Origin of the sequence: Pseudomonas neuropathica, assembly GCF_015461835.1 — a bacterium.
Lineage (GTDB): Bacteria > Pseudomonadota > Gammaproteobacteria > Pseudomonadales > Pseudomonadaceae > Aquipseudomonas > Aquipseudomonas neuropathica.
Genome location: NZ_JACOPX010000008.1, coordinates 13,647 through 30,292 on the forward strand (window position 1 = coordinate 13,647; position 16,646 = coordinate 30,292).

20 protein-coding genes are annotated in these 16,646 nt (G+C 58.8%); 8 read left to right on the forward strand and 12 right to left on the reverse strand.

The window, feature by feature from the left end; translation table 11 throughout:
- Positions 1-7 precede the first annotated feature (7 nt).
- The 4 genes from H8F23_RS12795 to H8F23_RS12810 all read right to left on the reverse strand — a co-directional run bounded on the left by H8F23_RS12795 (position 8) and on the right by H8F23_RS12810 (position 3,745).
- On the reverse strand, positions 8-1,660 hold the full coding sequence (locus tag H8F23_RS12795; protein ID WP_194934604.1) for a SulP family inorganic anion transporter: 1,653 nt from the start codon (positions 1,658-1,660) through the stop codon (positions 8-10).
- Between the two features lie 80 nt (positions 1,661-1,740).
- On the reverse strand, positions 1,741-3,021 hold the full coding sequence (locus H8F23_RS12800; protein WP_093437075.1) for an HAAAP family serine/threonine permease: 1,281 nt from the start codon (positions 3,019-3,021) through the stop codon (positions 1,741-1,743).
- Between the two features lie 244 nt (positions 3,022-3,265).
- A complete protein-coding gene (locus H8F23_RS12805) occupies positions 3,266-3,448 on the reverse strand; it encodes a hypothetical protein (RefSeq protein WP_095047462.1) in 183 nt (60 codons plus the stop codon).
- A 102-nt stretch (positions 3,449-3,550) separates the two neighbouring features.
- Positions 3,551-3,745, reverse strand: a complete 195-nt coding sequence (locus H8F23_RS12810; RefSeq protein WP_194934605.1) for a hypothetical protein — start codon at positions 3,743-3,745, stop codon at positions 3,551-3,553.
- Positions 3,746-3,987: 242 nt separating this feature from the next.
- Between H8F23_RS12810 and H8F23_RS12815 the strand changes: the two genes are divergently transcribed.
- The 6 genes from H8F23_RS12815 to H8F23_RS12840 all read left to right on the forward strand — a co-directional run bounded on the left by H8F23_RS12815 (position 3,988) and on the right by H8F23_RS12840 (position 8,980).
- Positions 3,988-4,371, forward strand: coding sequence for a tautomerase family protein (locus H8F23_RS12815; protein ID WP_095047464.1), 384 nt, complete (start codon positions 3,988-3,990; stop codon positions 4,369-4,371).
- 467 nt (positions 4,372-4,838) lie between these two features.
- Entirely contained in the window at positions 4,839-5,318 is a 480-nt protein-coding gene (locus H8F23_RS12820; RefSeq protein WP_099758669.1) for a DUF4822 domain-containing protein, read from the forward strand.
- 15 nt (positions 5,319-5,333) lie between these two features.
- On the forward strand, positions 5,334-5,762 hold the full coding sequence (locus H8F23_RS12825) for a hypothetical protein (RefSeq protein WP_194934606.1): 429 nt from the start codon (positions 5,334-5,336) through the stop codon (positions 5,760-5,762).
- A 171-nt stretch (positions 5,763-5,933) separates the two neighbouring features.
- Entirely contained in the window at positions 5,934-6,902 is a 969-nt protein-coding gene (locus tag H8F23_RS12830; RefSeq protein WP_194934607.1) for a 2-hydroxyacid dehydrogenase, read from the forward strand.
- A gap of 220 nt (positions 6,903-7,122) precedes the next feature.
- Positions 7,123-8,190 (forward strand): phosphotransferase family protein, encoded by a 1,068-nt coding sequence (locus H8F23_RS12835; RefSeq protein ID WP_093437060.1) that lies wholly within the window; start codon positions 7,123-7,125, stop codon positions 8,188-8,190.
- Between the two features lie 22 nt (positions 8,191-8,212).
- Positions 8,213-8,980, forward strand: coding sequence for an SDR family oxidoreductase (locus H8F23_RS12840; RefSeq protein WP_034152479.1), 768 nt, complete (start codon positions 8,213-8,215; stop codon positions 8,978-8,980).
- A 125-nt stretch (positions 8,981-9,105) separates the two neighbouring features.
- Here H8F23_RS12840 and H8F23_RS12845 read toward each other — a convergent pair whose 3' ends face one another.
- The 4 genes from H8F23_RS12845 to H8F23_RS12860 form a co-directional block, all read right to left on the reverse strand.
- Complete coding sequence (locus tag H8F23_RS12845; RefSeq protein ID WP_228759220.1) at positions 9,106-9,756, reverse strand: trimeric intracellular cation channel family protein; 651 nt, start codon at positions 9,754-9,756, stop codon at positions 9,106-9,108.
- Positions 9,741-9,953 carry a hypothetical protein gene (locus H8F23_RS12850; RefSeq protein ID WP_194934608.1) on the reverse strand — a complete coding sequence of 71 codons (213 nt, stop codon included), beginning with the start codon at positions 9,951-9,953 and terminating at the stop codon, positions 9,741-9,743. The genes H8F23_RS12845 and H8F23_RS12850 overlap by 16 nt, the downstream gene beginning before the upstream one ends.
- Before the next feature lie 740 nt (positions 9,954-10,693).
- Positions 10,694-10,951, reverse strand: a complete 258-nt coding sequence (locus H8F23_RS12855) for a DUF1652 domain-containing protein (protein ID WP_194934609.1) — start codon at positions 10,949-10,951, stop codon at positions 10,694-10,696.
- Between the two features lie 136 nt (positions 10,952-11,087).
- Positions 11,088-12,584 carry a helix-turn-helix transcriptional regulator gene (locus tag H8F23_RS12860; protein ID WP_194934610.1) on the reverse strand — a complete coding sequence of 499 codons (1,497 nt, stop codon included), beginning with the start codon at positions 12,582-12,584 and terminating at the stop codon, positions 11,088-11,090.
- Positions 12,585-12,875: 291 nt separating this feature from the next.
- On the opposite strand from H8F23_RS12860, the gene H8F23_RS12865 reads away from it, so the two are divergent.
- Positions 12,876-13,067 (forward strand): hypothetical protein, encoded by a 192-nt coding sequence (locus H8F23_RS12865; protein ID WP_194934611.1) that lies wholly within the window; start codon positions 12,876-12,878, stop codon positions 13,065-13,067.
- Positions 13,068-13,186: 119 nt separating this feature from the next.
- Here the strand turns inward: H8F23_RS12865 and H8F23_RS12870 are convergent, their stop codons facing one another.
- From H8F23_RS12870 to H8F23_RS12885, 4 genes are all read right to left on the reverse strand, one after another.
- Complete coding sequence (locus H8F23_RS12870; RefSeq protein WP_194934612.1) at positions 13,187-13,822, reverse strand: Vgb family protein; 636 nt, start codon at positions 13,820-13,822, stop codon at positions 13,187-13,189.
- Positions 13,823-13,853: 31 nt separating this feature from the next.
- On the reverse strand, positions 13,854-15,065 hold the full coding sequence (locus H8F23_RS12875) for a helix-turn-helix domain-containing protein (protein WP_194934613.1): 1,212 nt from the start codon (positions 15,063-15,065) through the stop codon (positions 13,854-13,856).
- Positions 15,066-15,186: 121 nt separating this feature from the next.
- Positions 15,187-15,633, reverse strand: a complete 447-nt coding sequence (locus H8F23_RS12880; protein WP_026000463.1) for an NUDIX hydrolase — start codon at positions 15,631-15,633, stop codon at positions 15,187-15,189.
- 88 nt (positions 15,634-15,721) lie between these two features.
- Entirely contained in the window at positions 15,722-15,991 is a 270-nt protein-coding gene (locus tag H8F23_RS12885; protein WP_228759221.1) for a hypothetical protein, read from the reverse strand.
- 73 nt (positions 15,992-16,064) lie between these two features.
- On the opposite strand from H8F23_RS12885, the gene H8F23_RS12890 reads away from it, so the two are divergent.
- Positions 16,065-16,496: a nuclear transport factor 2 family protein gene (locus H8F23_RS12890; protein WP_194934614.1), complete on the forward strand. Its 432-nt coding sequence runs from the start codon at positions 16,065-16,067 to the stop codon at positions 16,494-16,496.
- The last annotated feature ends 150 nt before the right edge of the window (positions 16,497-16,646 follow it).

Here is a 16,646-nt window from a genome sequence, read left to right on the forward strand (position 1 = left end):
CGTTTTTTTATGGCTTGGGCTTTAGTGTGAGGGCTTTCTGCACAGCGCCATCAACGCTCAAACCGCTGAGTATCACAGCGTTGGCCTGCATTTCAGGCAACGCCTCCAGCACCGCCAGCGCCTCATGCTTGAGCCGCGCCAGGATCAAACGCTTGCCTTCCTGATGCACCCGCACAAAGAACTCCTGCATCGCCTCAATGCTGGTGCCATCCAGATCCGGCGTCTCCTCAAGACTCAGAATCACCGTATGCACTGGCATTTCTGCATGGCGGATCAGCCGTAACGCCGCGCCCAGAATCCGCTCAACGTTGGCAAAGAACAACGCCTCACTGGGCCGAATGATCAGTACGCCAGGCTCCGTTTGCGCAACGGGATGACGCTGCACATCGACAAAATCGTGCCCGCCATCAATCCGCCCGAGCACTTGAATGTCCGCGGCCGACATCTGCTTGAGCATCAGCAGCACACTGATCGCCACCGAAACCAGCAGACCGTCCAGCACGCCCAATACCAACACGGCCGAAACCGCGCAGATCACCAGCACACGATCCCGGCGCCAGATGAAGTAGCGGCCCAGTGGCTGCAGACTCAAACCGCGACCCAGCGCATGCATGACAATCGCGGCGAGGATCGGCTCCGGGGTCAGGGCGATCCACGGCAACACCGTCAGCACGATGATCAACACCACCAACGCCGCCACCCCACCGGCCCAGCGTGACGTCGCACCCGCTGCTTCATTCGCCGAGGTCGCCGAGTACCCTGCCCCAGCCGGCATGCCATGAAACAAACCGGAAAGCAGATTCGATGCGCCTAACGCCAACAGATCACGGTTTGAGGTGACGCGATCGCCATGCTTGAGCGCATACGCACTGATCGACCCGTAAGACTCCGCATACAGAATCATCACCAGCGCAAAACCCACCTCCCCCAGCCGTAGCCAGTCGGCGAATGGCAGCACCGGCAGGTTGGGAACTTCCAGGCTCAGGTCGATAATGCCGATCATCTGCACGCCGTACGCCGACAGATTCAACCATTGCCCGGCGGCGATGCCGATCACTACTACCAGCAAGCCACCGGGCACCCGCGGGAATCGTGAAAACACTGCGAGCAACACCAGCGCGACAGCCGCAACGGCCGCGGCCGGCCAGTTCCATTGCGGCAGCTGTTCAAGCAATTGCGGGGCGAAGCGCACCAGATTGGCGTCGGTCAGATGCACGCCGACCACGCTGGCGACCTGCTTGAGAATGATGGTCAGCGCCAGGCCGAAGGCGAATCCGCGCAAAACCGGTTTGGCGATGAAGGAGGTGACACTGCCCAGACGAAAGAGCCCAGCCAATAGAAACAATCCGCCCGTGACCAACACCAGGCCGACTGCCAGGGTCGAGCGAAATTGCGGGTCACCATTGGCCAGCGTCGCCGTCGCGGCCGCCAGCACTGCGGCCGACGAGGACGTTGCCGACACAATCGCAAAACGACTGGTACCGAACACCCCATAACACAGCAACCCGGCAAACAGGGCGATCACCCCGGCCTGAGGCGCCAACGCGGCGATGGTCGAATACGCCACCGCTTCGGGCAGCAAGAGACCGGCTATCGATAGACCGGCGAGTACATCCCGCCAGCGATTGGGTTGTTCTACAGGTTGCGGGGCGCTCGACAATCCACTGTCTCCAGACGAAAAAAAGCCGCTGCATACGTCGTATGCAGCGGCCACTGTAGCTGAGTATCTGGAGCTGTAGCTTACGCAGTCAGCGAATAAATCAACGCCGAAATCGCTACCAGGCCGACAGCCGTTACAAACACGTTCGACGCCTGGCCGCGATAGCGGGCCATCGCTGGCACTTTACGGATTGCGTACATCGGCATCAGGAACAGAATCGCCGCGATCACCGGGCCGCCGATGGTTTCGATCATGCCCAGAATGCTCGGGTTCAGGGTTGCCACGATCCAGCACACCACCAGCATGAAGGCCGCCACGATGCGATCCAGCGCCTTGGCGCCCGGGCGCTTGCCGCTCTTGATAATCAGGCCTTTGAGACCTTCGCTGGCACCGATGTAGTGACCGAGGAACGACTTGGAGATCGCCACAAACGCAATCAACGGCGCTGCGAAAGCGATGGTCGGATTGCTGAAGTGGTTGGCCAGGTACGACAGGATCGACAGATTCTGCGCCTTGGCCTCGGCCAGTTGCTCCGGCGAAAGGGTCAACACGCAGCTGAACACGAAGAACAGCACCATCGCCACCATCAACAGGTGTGCGCGGGACAGGATCTGCGAGCTGCGCTCTTCAGCGTGGACGCCGTATCGACGCTTCTGATCGACCGCAAACGCCGAGATGATCGGCGAGTGGTTGAAGGAGAACACCATCACCGGAATCGCCAGCCACAGCGTGTGCAGCAACGCAGACGGTGCCGGCACGTGCGAAGCCGTGGCGAGAATGCCGCCGTTCCAGTGTGGAATCAGGTAAACGGCGAGGAACAGCAGCGCGACGATAAACGGATACACCATCAGGCTCATCGCCTTGACGATCGCCTGCTCACCGCAACGCACCACGGCCAGCAGACCGAGGATCAGCACGAACGACAGCAGAGCGCGCGGTGGCGGCGTGATGTGCAATTGATGTTCGAGAAAACTGGCGACCGTGTTGGTCAGACCGACGCTATAGATCAGCAGGATCGGGAAGATCGCGAAGAAGTACAGCAAGGTGATCAGCGCGCCGGCCTTGATGCCGAAATGCTGTTCGACCACTTCAGTGATGTCGGCGCCTTCACGACCGGAAAGCACAAAGCGGGTCAGGCCACGGTGCGCGTAGAACGTCATCGGGAAGGCCAGCAGCGCAAGGACCACCAGCGGCCAGAAGCCACCCAGTCCTGCGTTGATCGGCAAAAACAGGGTACCGGCGCCGATGGCGGTCCCAAACAGTCCCAACATCCAGGTGGTGTCCTGGCGATTCCAGCTCGAAAGTTCAGCGGGTGCTGCTGCATCAAAGCGTTCTTCGACGCTATTGGCCTGATCATTCATCCGGTCGGATCTCCGCATTCCGGTCACTTGCCACTCGGTCAGACGCGTCGGAAAAAACCGACAGACATGCTCCGGCCGAAACAGGGGCGCGATTCTCCGCGATAAATGAGCAGAAGCAAAGACTTAGCTGAGGAATGGTTGCGCGGAGCAGATCAGTCGGGTGTCGTTTTTGGAAAAATGGCTGTCGCACAAAGACACGCCGAATGTCGTTTTTAGTATGACCGTGCGAGTTCAAGAACACATTTCAGACCGAACGAAGAACCAGCGTTCCGATTGTGATGACGACCAGCGCGAATATTGCCCCCATGGCGAACCTGAATAATTCAGAGCGAATCTCCGCGGGGGACAGACCTTTCGCCTCTTCAGCGAACTCGGCGTCCTCTCGTCGAAGTCGTTCGACTCTGGCCTTGGGATCTTCTGTGTACATGTTTATTGTCCTTTGCGAAGTCACGAGATCAATCTGCTATGCAAATCGTTGTTGAGCATCCGATACGCCTGATCGCAAACCATGATGCTTGCAGCGTTTCATTCAAAGCTTGGTCAATATCCCGAATACAGCCGTAATCGCAGTTAGCAGTCCCGTGCCTACGACCACCGGGTACCAGAACCTTTCTCGCTTGAGTTTGTTTTCCTCAGCCATGAGCTTGCGCCTCTCGACAATGAGCTTGCGGGATTCGTTTTGTAGTCTTTCGAGTTCCAGGTTTTCGCGATCGTCCTGAAGCATGCGCCTTCCTTGGCTATTGGCAGTGACTGGCCGGTCTGCTTTGTGCCCTCATGATTTCCTAAATCATCTCGCGCCAGATAGCGGATGAATCCGGCGTTTTCGTAGGCAAAATCCGCGAGTCAGGTAGGCAGCCTCATACAGAGACCTTTCAGAAAACACCTCGCGATCAAGTACCCGTGCCTTTCAATTTGGCCCACATGATCTAGCGTGAACTGAGTCCCCCTGCCCTGCGGAGCCTTCCCATGCCATTGGTTCGCGTCGACATCAGACAAAACCCCGACCCCAACTTCGCCAAACGCATCGGCGAGCAGATCTACGCCGCCCTGCGCAGTTGTATCGATGTGCCCGAGCACGACAACTTTCAGATCCTGACCGAGCACGATGGCCAGCACCTGGTCTACGATCCGCAATATCTGGGGATCCAGCGCAGCGACGGCGTGGTATTCATTCAGATCACCATCAGCGAAGGGCGCACGGTGGAGAAAAAGCAGTTGCTGTTCAAAACCATCGCCGAGCGCCTGCACGCGCAGTTGGCGGTACGTCTGGAAGACGTGTTCATCAATCTGGTCGAGGTGAAAAAAGAAAACTGGTCATTCGGCAATGGCATTGCCCAGTACGTCACCTGACCCCGCAATTGACAGCCAACTACCGGCCGAAGCGATCATCAAACACCACAACGCAACCCTCGGCGCTGCCTTCGCACGAGTAATCGACAATGCGGATGTCAGGTTTTAAAAGAAATGCTCCTTGAAATTGAGGCAACTTCGCTGGCTGCGGTTGCGTCAATCACGAATTTGTAACCTTATCCTCCGTCCTACAACTGCGTGTACTTCTCTAATGTCATCTGCGCTATGAGTTACAGAAAACACCAATAAAAAGCCCTTCACTCATCAATACTTCAGAATAGTCCTACAACCAAAAACACCTAATAAAACCACGACGGAATATTACCGAAATCCGAATAACATTCATTTGTTACAAGCAACTACGCAGCCATTGAACATTCCTCTTTTTCAGGCCTATATTTTTCACGCCCTGAATGACGAAAGACCAATCGCAAACGACCTTCGAAGTTTGATAAAGAGGAAAAAGCATGCAAAAGCGCACGATCACCGGCCTGCTGTTGACCGGACTGCTTTTCACCCCGCTTGCCAGCGCTGATGTCCGCGAGCTGGCTTCTTCGCCGCGATGGCTGACTACCAAGGTCTACATCGATGGCGCTCCTGAAACAGACGTCAAGGCGAAGTATCCCGGCGTCGTAGGTATATCGACCTGGGATCCCGAGAGTAATCGATACGAGTTCTTTTACACCGACACAGGCGAGTCAAAGTACAACAAAGGTGGAGGCGGTTATTTCTTTGTCACCGGCAACCAGAAACAGCACATTCTGGTACCCGATATCGGTCCGACCAAAACAATTGTCAGGCGCTTGGAAACACTGAACAACAGTGAATTCACTTACTCTCGGGAAGTCCCCCGCGACATGATCGACAACAATCCACTTGTACGTATTCATGTCGTTCACGCGCCGTATACCGGCACCGTAGAAACCAAATCCGCCATCAAACAATAAAACCAGGAGTTCAACATGCAAAAGACAGTCAAAACCCTGCTGATGTCGACGTTGCTGGCCTCCTCGGTGTATTGCGCCGGAGTCAGTGCGCAAGCTGCCACCCAACCCGCCACAAATACTGTTGCCACCGCCGACAATGCAATGATGCTGACCGTGTTTCTGAAACATGATCAGACCCGCCCGCTGAGCGAACTCAAGGCCCAGCTCACACAACAAGGCTTCTACAAGACCTTCCCCCCCGCCGGGGTCGAAGTGGTGAGCTGGAACATCATGATGGGCATTGGCCAAGTGGTGACCGTACGCTTCCCCGCCTCACGGCTGGCAGAAGTGAACCTCGCCCTGGAAAACACCGCATGGGGCAGTTACCGAACCGAGTTTTATCCAACCTATGATTTCAAGCCGATTGCCCTCGCAGAACAAACCAAAGCCCAAGCGGCCCAATGATGCCGACAGCACACCGGATCACCGGTGTGCTGCCTACCCTTGCTTCTTGCCCGAAGCCGTCCAGAATCAAAGCACCACTGCGCGAATGACAACGATTGCCAAGCCGCTGCGGATTCAGCACTCTGAAACGACTTTCGCGACCGACCCGCCGACGTTCACAGGAGCCGCGCAATGCCCGCAACCGTTCTGGTACTGGTTGAAACCATCAATGACTATTTGCCGATCCTCGAACATCAGGGTTTTCACCTGATCCTCGCCCCCACGCCGGCCGAGCGTGCGCAAGCCATCGCCACTCACGGCAGCCGCATCGATGCAGTGCTGACCCGCGGCCCGCTGGGCCTGACCGCCGATGAAATCACCGCCCTGCCCGCGCTGAAAATCATCACGGTGATCGGCGCCGGTTACGAGCAGGTCGACCTGCAAGCCGCCAGTAACCGTGGCATTACCGTCACCAACGGCGCCGGGGTCAATGCCTCGTCGGTGGCCGACCATGCGATGGCGATGCTGCTGGCGCTGGTCCGGGATATCCCCCGTTGTGACGCGGCGGTACGCCGCGGTGAATGGCCGAAGATCATGCGCCCGTCGCTGGCCGGCAAACGCCTGGGGATTCTCGGGCTGGGCGCCGTGGGCATGGCAATAGCCAAACGCGCCCACCTTGGCTTCGACATGGAGATCAACTATCACAGCCGCCAGGTGCGCAGCGATGTGCCTTACACGTTCTGCTCGACGCCGACCGAACTGGCACGAACTTCGGATTTCCTGATCATTGCCACGCCTGGCGGCATCGGTACACAGCATCTGGTGACTCGCCCGGTGCTCGATGCGCTTGGACCGAAAGGCTTTATCGTCAACATCGCCCGCGCCAGTGTGATCGCCACGGCGGATCTGATCACGGCGCTTGAGCAACGCAAAATTGCCGGCGCCGCACTGGATGTGTTCGACCACGAGCCGCAAGTGCCGGATGCGCTGAAAACCCTGAGCAATGTGCTACTGACGCCACACGTCGCCGGCCTGTCACCGGAAGCCACTCAAGGTACCGTGGAGTTGGTGGGCAAAAATCTCGTGGCGTTTTTTTCGGGCGAACCGGTACTGACGCCTATTGCCTTGCCACCGAAACTCAACAACCAGCGCGTGCATTGAAGCACGCCGGACGACGTGTCGAGCGCTCGTCCCAGCCCTCCTTTTCGGCCACGGCATATCCGCAAAACCTTGGTTCAACGCGACTTTTCGCGCACATTCCCAAAGGTGATTATCGGGCAACACGCTAGCCTATAAGACCGACTCGCGCTTGTGGCGACCCGAGCGCGCCATTAGATTAACCAATGATGTCTGGCCTCCAAAATAAGCAGAAGGGATAAGCATGGCGCTTACTGACCAGTCCACCCGTATCCGCTCTGGCGAAGAACTCGATGCCAGCCTGATCGATCCGTACCTCAAGGCGCACATTCCCGGCCTGAGCGGCACTCCTGCGATCAGCCAGTTTCCTGGCGGTGCGTCGAACCTGACCTACCTGCTGGAATACCCGGAACAGGAATTCGTCCTGCGCCGTCCGCCGTTCGGCCACAAGGCCAAGTCCGCCCACGACATGGGCCGTGAATTCCGCATCCTCAATCAATTGCGCGACGGTTTTCCGTATTGCCCTAAGGCCTACGTGCACTGCACCGACGAATCGGTGATCGGCGCCGAGTTCTACGTCATGGAGCGGGTCAAAGGGATCATCCTGCGCTCGGAGCTGCCGCCGGAGCTGGGCCTTGATTCGGCAAAGACCGAAGCCCTGTGTAAAAGCTTTATCGACCGCTTCGTCGAACTGCACCGCGTCGACTACAACGCCTGCGGCCTGGGCGATCTGGGCAAACCGGAAGGCTACGTCGCCCGTCAGATCAAAGGCTGGAGCGAGCGTTACGAAAAAGCCCTGACCCCGGATGCGCCGCATTGGGAAGCAGTGAAAGCCTGGCTCAACGACAAGATGCCGGCCGACCACCCGACCTCAAGTATCGTCCACAACGACTACCGCTTCGACAACGTCATCCTCGACCCGCACAACCCGATGCAGATCATCGGCGTACTCGACTGGGAACTGACCACGCTCGGCGACCCGTTAATGGATCTGGGCAACACCCTTGCCTATTGGATTCAGGCGGACGATCCGGCGCCGGTGCAACTGATGCGCCGCCAGCCAAGCCACGCGCCGGGCATGCTCACCCGCCGCGAGTTCGTCGATTACTACGCCGAACGTTCGGGCATCCAGATCGACAATTTCGACTTTTACTACACCTACGGCCTGTTCCGTCTGGCCGGCATCGTGCAGCAGATCTACTACCGCTTCTACCACGGCCAGACCCAGGACAAACGCTTCGCGCAGTTCATTCACATGAATAAACTGCTGGAGCAGATGAGCTTGCAGGTCATTGCGAAATCGAGCCTCTGACGGCCCACACCCAGGAACCCTTATGTCCAAGACTCAGTTGTTCGACCTCGACGGTAAAATTGCTTTCGTTTCCGGCGCCAGCCGTGGCATCGGTGAAGCCATCGCCAAACTGCTGGCCCAGCAAGGCGCCCATGTGATCGTGTCGAGCCGCAAGCTCGACGGCTGCCAGCACGTCGCCGATGCAATCATCGCCGCTGGCGGCAAAGCCACGGCCGTGGCCTGCCACATCGGTGAAATGGAACAGATCAGCCAGGTGTTCGCGGGGATCAAGGAACAGTTCGGCCGCCTCGATATTCTGGTCAACAACGCTGCGACCAACCCGCAATTCTGCAATGTGCTGGACACCGATCTGAGTGCGTTCCAGAAAACCGTTGACGTGAACATCCGTGGCTACTTCTTCATGTCGGTCGAAGCCGGCAAGCTGATGCGCGAAAACGGTGGCGGCAGCATCATCAACGTCGCGTCGATCAACGGCATTTCGCCGGGGATCTTCCAGGGCATCTACTCGGTGACCAAAGCGGCGGTGATCAACATGACCAAGGTCTTCGCCAAGGAGTGCGCGCAGTTCGGCATCCGCTGCAACGCGCTGCTGCCGGGTTTGACCGACACCAAATTTGCCTCGGCGCTGGTGAAGAATGATGCGATTCTCAAGCAAGCGCTGACGCAGATCCCGCTCAAACGTGTGGCTGATCCGAGCGAAATGGCCGGCGCGGTGCTGTACCTGGCGAGCGATGCGTCGAGCTACACCACCGGGGTTGCGCTGAATGTGGACGGTGGGTTTCTGTCCTGATCCCCATTGCAAACACATAATCCCCTGTAGAAGTGAGCCTGCTTGCGATAGCGGTGCGTCAGTCAAAATTTATCTATTTGACACACCGCTATCGCAAGCAGGCTCACTCCTACAAGGGTTGTGTATCAGGCAATGACTTTCGGTAACTGCCAGCCGAAATGCACCGACAGCAAACGCAACAGCAAACACGCCGCCCCCGCCAGCAACGCCGCCGCTACCGGCGAAACGCCCAGCCTGCGGCCGATGATCAACACCGCCGCACCGACAAACGCTGAACTCGCATACAAATCCGCCTGCAACACCACCGGTATCCGCGCCAGCACAATATCGCGTATCACCCCGCCACCGACGCCGGTGATGGTGCCCATCAGCATCGCCACAAACGGCGTAATCCCGAAATTCAACGCTTTCTGCGCACCGGCCACGGCAAACAGCGCCAAGCCTGCTGCATCCAGCACAATCAGGGTTGAACCGGACCAGCCCAGCACCTGCTCATGAAAGGCAAACGCCAGCCCGCCCATGAAAAACGCCAGTGCCGGGTAGCGCCAATCGGCCACGGCATTGGGTGGCGTCGCACCGATCAACAAGTCACGAGTCACCCCGCCACCGAGGGCGACGATAAACGCAATCACCATCACACCGAGCAAGTCGAGCTGACTGCGCATCGCCGCAATAGCGCCTTCCACGGCAAACACCGCAGTGCCGGCCAGGTCGGCCACCAGCACAATCCGCTCAACCCGGGACTGCCGCCCCGCCGGCGCTATTGCGTGACGCAACGGGTGGTCGTGATGTGTCGAGTAACCTGGCCGTCGGCGTACACGTCACCGGCGACTTCAGTGTTTTCGAGCACCTGACACGTGCGCTCCGGCGGTGGCGGCGGCGCTGCCGGTGGAGGGGGTGGAGGACTGGCGCAACCCGCCAACAACACTGTAAAGAAAGCCAACGGCAACACGCGTTTCCCAAGATTGTTCATAGGACGACCCGCGACAAATGGAAGAGCAACTCCCGCGACCGAACCGACCACGGAAGACCTGACCACTCATTCTTTATAGCCGAGACACCCGCAAGCGCCAGTAAATCGGCCGGATCGGAAGGAAGTGGCTGTCGATTTTGCGTTCGGATTCGAGAGGATTGGCAAATTGAAATGTGCTTTGCCTGATAGAGCCTCATCGCGAGCAGGCTCACTCCTACAATTGAACAGAGTACATCTGGCAGAGATTGGTCGGCTGTCAGGCCGCCTTCGCGAGCAGACTCGCTCCCACAGAACAGCCAAAGCAAAACAGCGCACACCGCGCATCGCGCATCGCTTGTGCTTCTCACCACTCAACAGGATGAGCGTTAGCTCGGCTGCAGCTCTTGATCTTGCCGTGCTGGCCCCTTCGGCAGGCTGAGTGGAGGGATTGATCCGGGGGTGGGAGCGCAGCGACCGTTTGGCGAAGCCAAACACAGCGAGAGGAGGTGCAGCGAAGCAAACCGTAGGCGCTGCGCCCGGATCGATCCCGGAGCGAAGGAACCCCGAGCCCCAGCGAGCGGGCCGAACGCCGGGGCCCAGCCTTTTGCTTACTTTTCGGCGTCTGGAAAAGTGAGTCGCTGTAAGAGCGAAACCGCCAGCCGCAGCACCCGCAGAAACGGATATACACCCAACCCCCAAGAGCATGGTCGGCCCAAAGGCCGCCAAGCCCAAACCGACACCGAAACCGAAACCCAAAAGCCCTAAGCCAAATCCGGGTCCCGAAACGAACGCAAAGAATTGCTCTCAAGCTCATACCGCAATTCTTCAATCAAAGCATCAACCGACTCAGGCGTGCGCAGCGCATCAAGCTTCAGCCCACTGATCACCAGATCCACCTGCCCCGACACCGGGTGATATAGCTTCACGGTCAGCGAATGATCCCCATCCACCAGACACTCACACGCCAGCGGCGAAAAACTGCGTTCAAGCTGCGTGCGCAACTGCGCAAGATTCATCATCAGACTGTTCCTATAACGACTGCGAAGGGCCGCGATCCCGAGCCAGAAAAAACTCGTATCGCACCCCGCCAGACTAAGAACAGCCGTCGACCGCCAACACCTCAATATGCACCTGATGAACTAGTGCATTTGCACCTCAGCGCTGACCCTTGGCGCCCCACTCCCCGGAAAACAATCCACGCTCGCGCGCCCAGACAATCGCCTCACTGCGACTGTGCACATCGAGCTTGGAATACACCGTGGCGACATGATTACGCACCGTGTTCGGCGCCAGTTTCAGCCGCGCCGCGATCTCCTTGTCCGCCAGCCCTTCGCAGATCAACCCCAACACATCACGCTCACGCGCCGTCAGATCGGTAAACGAAACGCTAGGCAGTTGCGGCGAGTTGACCTTCTTCACATTCGCCAATTTCTCGATCAACGTACGGCTGAACCAGGAAGCGTCTTTCATCACCTCCTCAATCGCCGCCACCAACTCAAGCTCGGTACGCTTGCGCTCGGTAATGTCCATCAACACCAGCAAATAACACGGTGTGTCCTGAATATTCACGGTGTCGGCAGACAGCGCACATTCGAGCAGTTCCGCATCCTTCCTGCGCACCCGAACATCCACCCGATCGACTCGCCCGTTTTTCGCCAGCGCCGCCAGCAACCGCGTGCGCGCACCGCTGTCATCGATAAAGTCCAGCTGCGGCACGGTTTTGCCGAGCACGTCGTCGCTGTCATAAGCCATGGTTTCGAGGAACGCCTGATTGACGTCGATCACCTGCTGCTCGTCGGCACTGCAAATCAGGATCGGCACCGGCGTCAGACGAAACGCTTTGGCAAAACGCTCCTCACTCTGCCGCAACGCCACTTCCGCCTTGTGTCGCAGCTCCATGTCGACAAAGGAGAACAGCATGCAATCCTCATCGTTGAGCGTCAGCGGCTGGCCGGCCACGATCACCTGCTTGCTGCTGCCATCGGGCAGGCGCAGCTCGGCTTGCATCTGCGGGATGGTCGCGACATCGCGCAGGCGCTGAATAGCCAGGTCCCGGTGTTCGGCCTGCTCGAAAATGTCGATTTCATAAGAGGACGTGCCAATCACCTGCTCGCGGGTGTACCCGGTCATTTCCAGAAACCCCGGATTGACCTTGATGTAACGCAGATCACTGAGCCGGCAGATCACCGCCGGTGCCGGGTTGGCGTTAAACGTCCTCTCGAAGCGCTGCTCGGCGTTGGCCCAATCGGTGACATCGCTCATGATCAGCACCAGCGACTCCGGCTGCCCTTCGCGGTCCGTGAGAATCATGCTGCGTACGCTGTGCACCCAGATGCGTTCCGGGTCGTCGGTCGGCGACACTTCGATCAGCACGTCATTGAAACTCTCACAGCGCGCTACCCGGCTGATCGGGTAGTTTTCGGCGGTGATCGAGTGATTATTGCGATAGCGCAGATTGAATTTCTTGGCGTATTCGTCGGCATTGTGGCCCAGATCGGTGATCCGTTTGACACCGTGCATGGCCAGCGCGGCTTCGTTGGCCCAAAGAATGCTCTGATCCAGCTCCAACAGGATCACCCCGTCGGACAGCCCGGCGATGATCTGCTGCAACTGGCGGCGGTTGGTTTCGGTGGTCAGGACTTCCTGGCTCATTGGATCTCCACAAGTGATACGGCCATGTGAAGAGTACGACCGCAGCCACCTCTGATCGTGCCGAGCATAAATGTTCGCAACGGCACAAATCCCTTTGTAGGCCTTCGCCTGCTCGCGATAGCGGTGTGTCAGCCAGCAAAGCCGTTGAATGACACATCACTATCGCGAGCAGGCGAAGGCCTACAGGGGATTGCGGTGCATTCGCATACCGATAGTTTGTCGACTAAGGTTAATACCTCATCGGATTGAGCCCCTGCCCGCAACACCCGGCTCTTGATCAAGGAGAGACTGATGACGTCGCGTCGCAACATCGAACAGACCTACCGCACCTGGTCCAGCCCGATTCTGCTGGAGCTGAAAAAACGTGAACACCAAATGGCGCCGGTCGAGCGTCAGGCCCTTGAGAATGTCCTGGTGGAAAGAAGGTTGCTGGACATCGGCAGTCCTGACGGCGTCGAACGTCGTCGCAACAGCGGTGGCTGATACTGTGCTTTCGCGAGCAGGCTCGCTCCCACAGGGTTTTGGGTTACTCACAAAGCGTGTGTTCACCCGCAATCACTGTGGGAGCGAGCCTGCTCGCGAAGAGGCCGGTGCAGTCACCCTCACGACTTGGGCCGACGCACCACCCTCACCCGCCCAGTGTCTCCGCCGCCGCAATAGAAGCGATCAGCGCCGTCGGCTTCCAGTCCGGAAACACCTTGCCCCGCGGGCATCTTCAGCGACTCGATCACCTTTCCGTCCTGCGGATCGATCCGCCGCAGCTCACTCTCATCCGCCTCCCAAGTGCCATGCCACAACCCGCCATCCACCCAGGTCACCCCGGTGACAAACCGGTTCGACTCCAGCGTGCGCAGGATCTCGCCGGTCTGTGGATCAATCTGATGAATCTTGCGCTCGCGATACTGCCCGACCCATAACGAGCCATCCGCCCAGGCCATGCCTGAATCACCGCCATTGCCCGGGGCCGGGATGGTGTGCAGTACGCGCCCCGTGGCGGGGTCGATCTTGTGGATGTGGCGATCGGCAATCTGGTACAGGTGCTGGCCGTCGAACGCAGTGCCGCCGTCGGCGCCAACCTTGATCGTGCGTACGGTTTCACCGCTGACCGGGTCGAGTGCATTGAGCTGGCCGTCGCTGGCAAACCAGACCTGCTGGCCATCGAAGGTCACGCCGTGAACGCCTTTGATGTCATCAAAAGGACCGTACTCGCGAAGGATTTCTGCGTTTGCTTGTTTCATGGCAACTTCCTCGTGGATGTGTGGGTCCAGCCTAGCCATTGCCCAACGACACCGGGAGTAACAAGATCGTCGCGAAACCCGGCAGCGGCGGCGTCATCCAGCGCCGCGCCCGGCCCACGCCGAAGGCCTGCACCTTGTCCGCCAGCGCCAATGCCTCCAACGCCCGCTGCACCTGGCGCTGACTATTGCCCAAGGCCAGTGCCAACGCCGAACTCGACCAAGCCTCGCCGTCGGCAAGCAAGGCCAGCAACGCCGCGTATTTGTCTTCAACCGGCAACGTCAGCAACGCCACGTCCTCGGCCACCAGCGCAAAACCCCTTGGCGTTGCGGCGATATTCGCCAGCGGCTTCAGTGCCGCACGCAAGCGGCCAATTTCGACCCGCAGGCGAGCACGGTGCGATTCATCCGTGAGGGGAAAACCAAAGGCTGTGACGAACAGTGTTTCGCGCGCCACATCGTCCGGCCAGGCTTGCGCAAGTAATCGTGCGAGATTGAACAGCACCGGCCGCGTGGCCAGCGCCACCGTCATGCCGGCACCGCGCACGCTGTAGCGGCAGGCATCGACGATCAGTGTCGACGAGTTGAACAAAGCTTCAACCTGCGCCAGATTCACCTGTTGCGCCTGACCGGCAACGATCAGCCGCGCTGCCGGCGCAGCGAGCATGTGACTGGCGTGATCGACCTCGGCGCTCAGTGCGGCGATCCCGGCCTGTTGCGCCGCAGCCTGCGCCCGAGCCAGCGCCGCGCTGGCCTTGTGTGCCTGGACCCGACGCACGGCGATCCCGGCGGCAATCAACTCATGAGCAGTACGCAGCGCCGGCGGCAACGGCGCCGGGTCAGTTTCACCCAGCAACGTTTCGGCCTCTTGCAGCTCGCCAATCAACAGCAACCGGCGAATCTGCAAATAGCGCGCGTGTGCCGCATTCACACCGTCACCGTGCGCCTGCAACACCTGGCGCGCCGCCTCCAGCGCCTTCACCGGCCAGCCGAGATCGCGCGCCGCCAACGCGACTTCGGCCTCGGCCACCACACAACGTGCCCGCGACAGCGGTTCATTGCTGCCGAACGCCTTTATCGCCCGTTGCAACAACGCCTTGGCACGTGGCAGATCACCGAGCTGAGCCATGGCAATGGCGCGCAGGGCCAGCGCGGGTGGATCTTCACGCAGGGCGACGTAATTCAACGCGCCCAGCGGGTCACCAGCGGACAGCGCTCTGCCGGCGGCGTTGATCAGCGAATCCATGGCTTATTCATACCCTGACGACCGAATCGTCAGTTGAGTCTAATACCTGGAATGACGGTCGACGTCGCAACACATTTGACAGGGGATGAAAAACGCAGGAAGTCGAGCGCGGCTCCAGCCCTCAAGCCAGCAGTCCGGCGCTCTTCAGCAGATCGTGCAAGCCTTTCGGCACCAGAGGCGACTGCTCACTGAAGCTTGAACTGGCATGCCAACGCGCGGTGAAGGGAGCGCCGTCGCTTTCATGGCCGTCGATCTGCGAATTCGCATAGACACTGGGGTCGGCAAACGTCGCGTCATACACCTGAACGATTTCGTGACCCGGTTTGCCGTTGTAGACGAAAAGGCTTTCGAGTGTGCCGAGCAGGCGCACGTCAGTCACGGACAGGCCCAACTCCTCCTGCACTTCGCGCACGATCGCTGCGGCGCTGGTCTCGCCAAATTCAATACCGCCGCCAATAGGCCGAAAGCAGGTTTGCTGGCTGACCGGGTCACGAAACTGGTTGACCAGAATTTTGCCGTTGTGATGAAAGACACAGAGTGCGAGCGCGCGGATGCGGTGTTCGGTCATGGGCTGAAGTCCGTTTACAGGTGTGGGGCGCGGCATTTGAACATGTTTTGCGCGACACACCCGTGGACGTCACTGGAAAAGGGTCGCCTCAGACCGGAGAAATCGTTGCGAGCAGGCCGATCAGAATGGTCAGTGTCAGAAAGCCACCCAGAAAAATCGCCATTTTGTTCATGTTGCTCTCCTCAATGCTGAGCTTGCGGTGCACCGGGCGCTTCGGGATGAAGGACTGCCGCGAGTGCCGAACCGTGGGGCTATTTTGAGCGGATGACTGAGCTGGTAACAGAGGCAGATAAGACGAAAAAATGCGGATCAGATGCGCATCTGATCCGCATGGGCCGATATTCAGATCGCGGCACAAGGGTTCAATTTCGGCGTGGTTGATCTAGAGTCATTGCCGTCGCGACAACAACAAGAAAAATCCTGGAGTGAACATGACCGACCTGAACCTGCAAGCCAACGTCGCCGCATCGCTAGCCAAATGGCACGAAATGATCCGCACCGGCAACCTCAGCGCCCTGCCCGGCCTGCTCGACCCGCAAGCCGTGTTCCGCTCGCCGATGGCCCACACGCCTTACCCGGGTGCGCCGGTGGTGTCGATGATCCTCAATACCGTGTTTGAAGTGTTTGAAGACTTCACCTACCACCGCGAACTGGCGACTGCCGATGGCTTGAATGTGATTCTGGAGTTCAGCGCCAAGGTGGGTTCGAAGGAGCTGAAAGGTATCGACATGATTCGCTTTGACGAGAACGGCAAGATTGTCGAGTTTGAGGTGATGGTGCGGCCGCTCAGCGGTCTACAAGTCTTGGGCGAAGAGATGGGCCGGCGGCTCGGCGCTTATCTGGCGTCCGCCAAAGCCCTGTAGGAGCTGCCGCAGGCTGCGATCTGTTGATCTTGATCTTTCAAAAGCAAGATCAAGATCAACAGATCGCAGCCTCGTTTCACTCGACAGCTCCTACAAAACTATTTGCGATAAAAAAGCCCACTGACCGTCGCCGGTTCAGTGGGCTTTGTG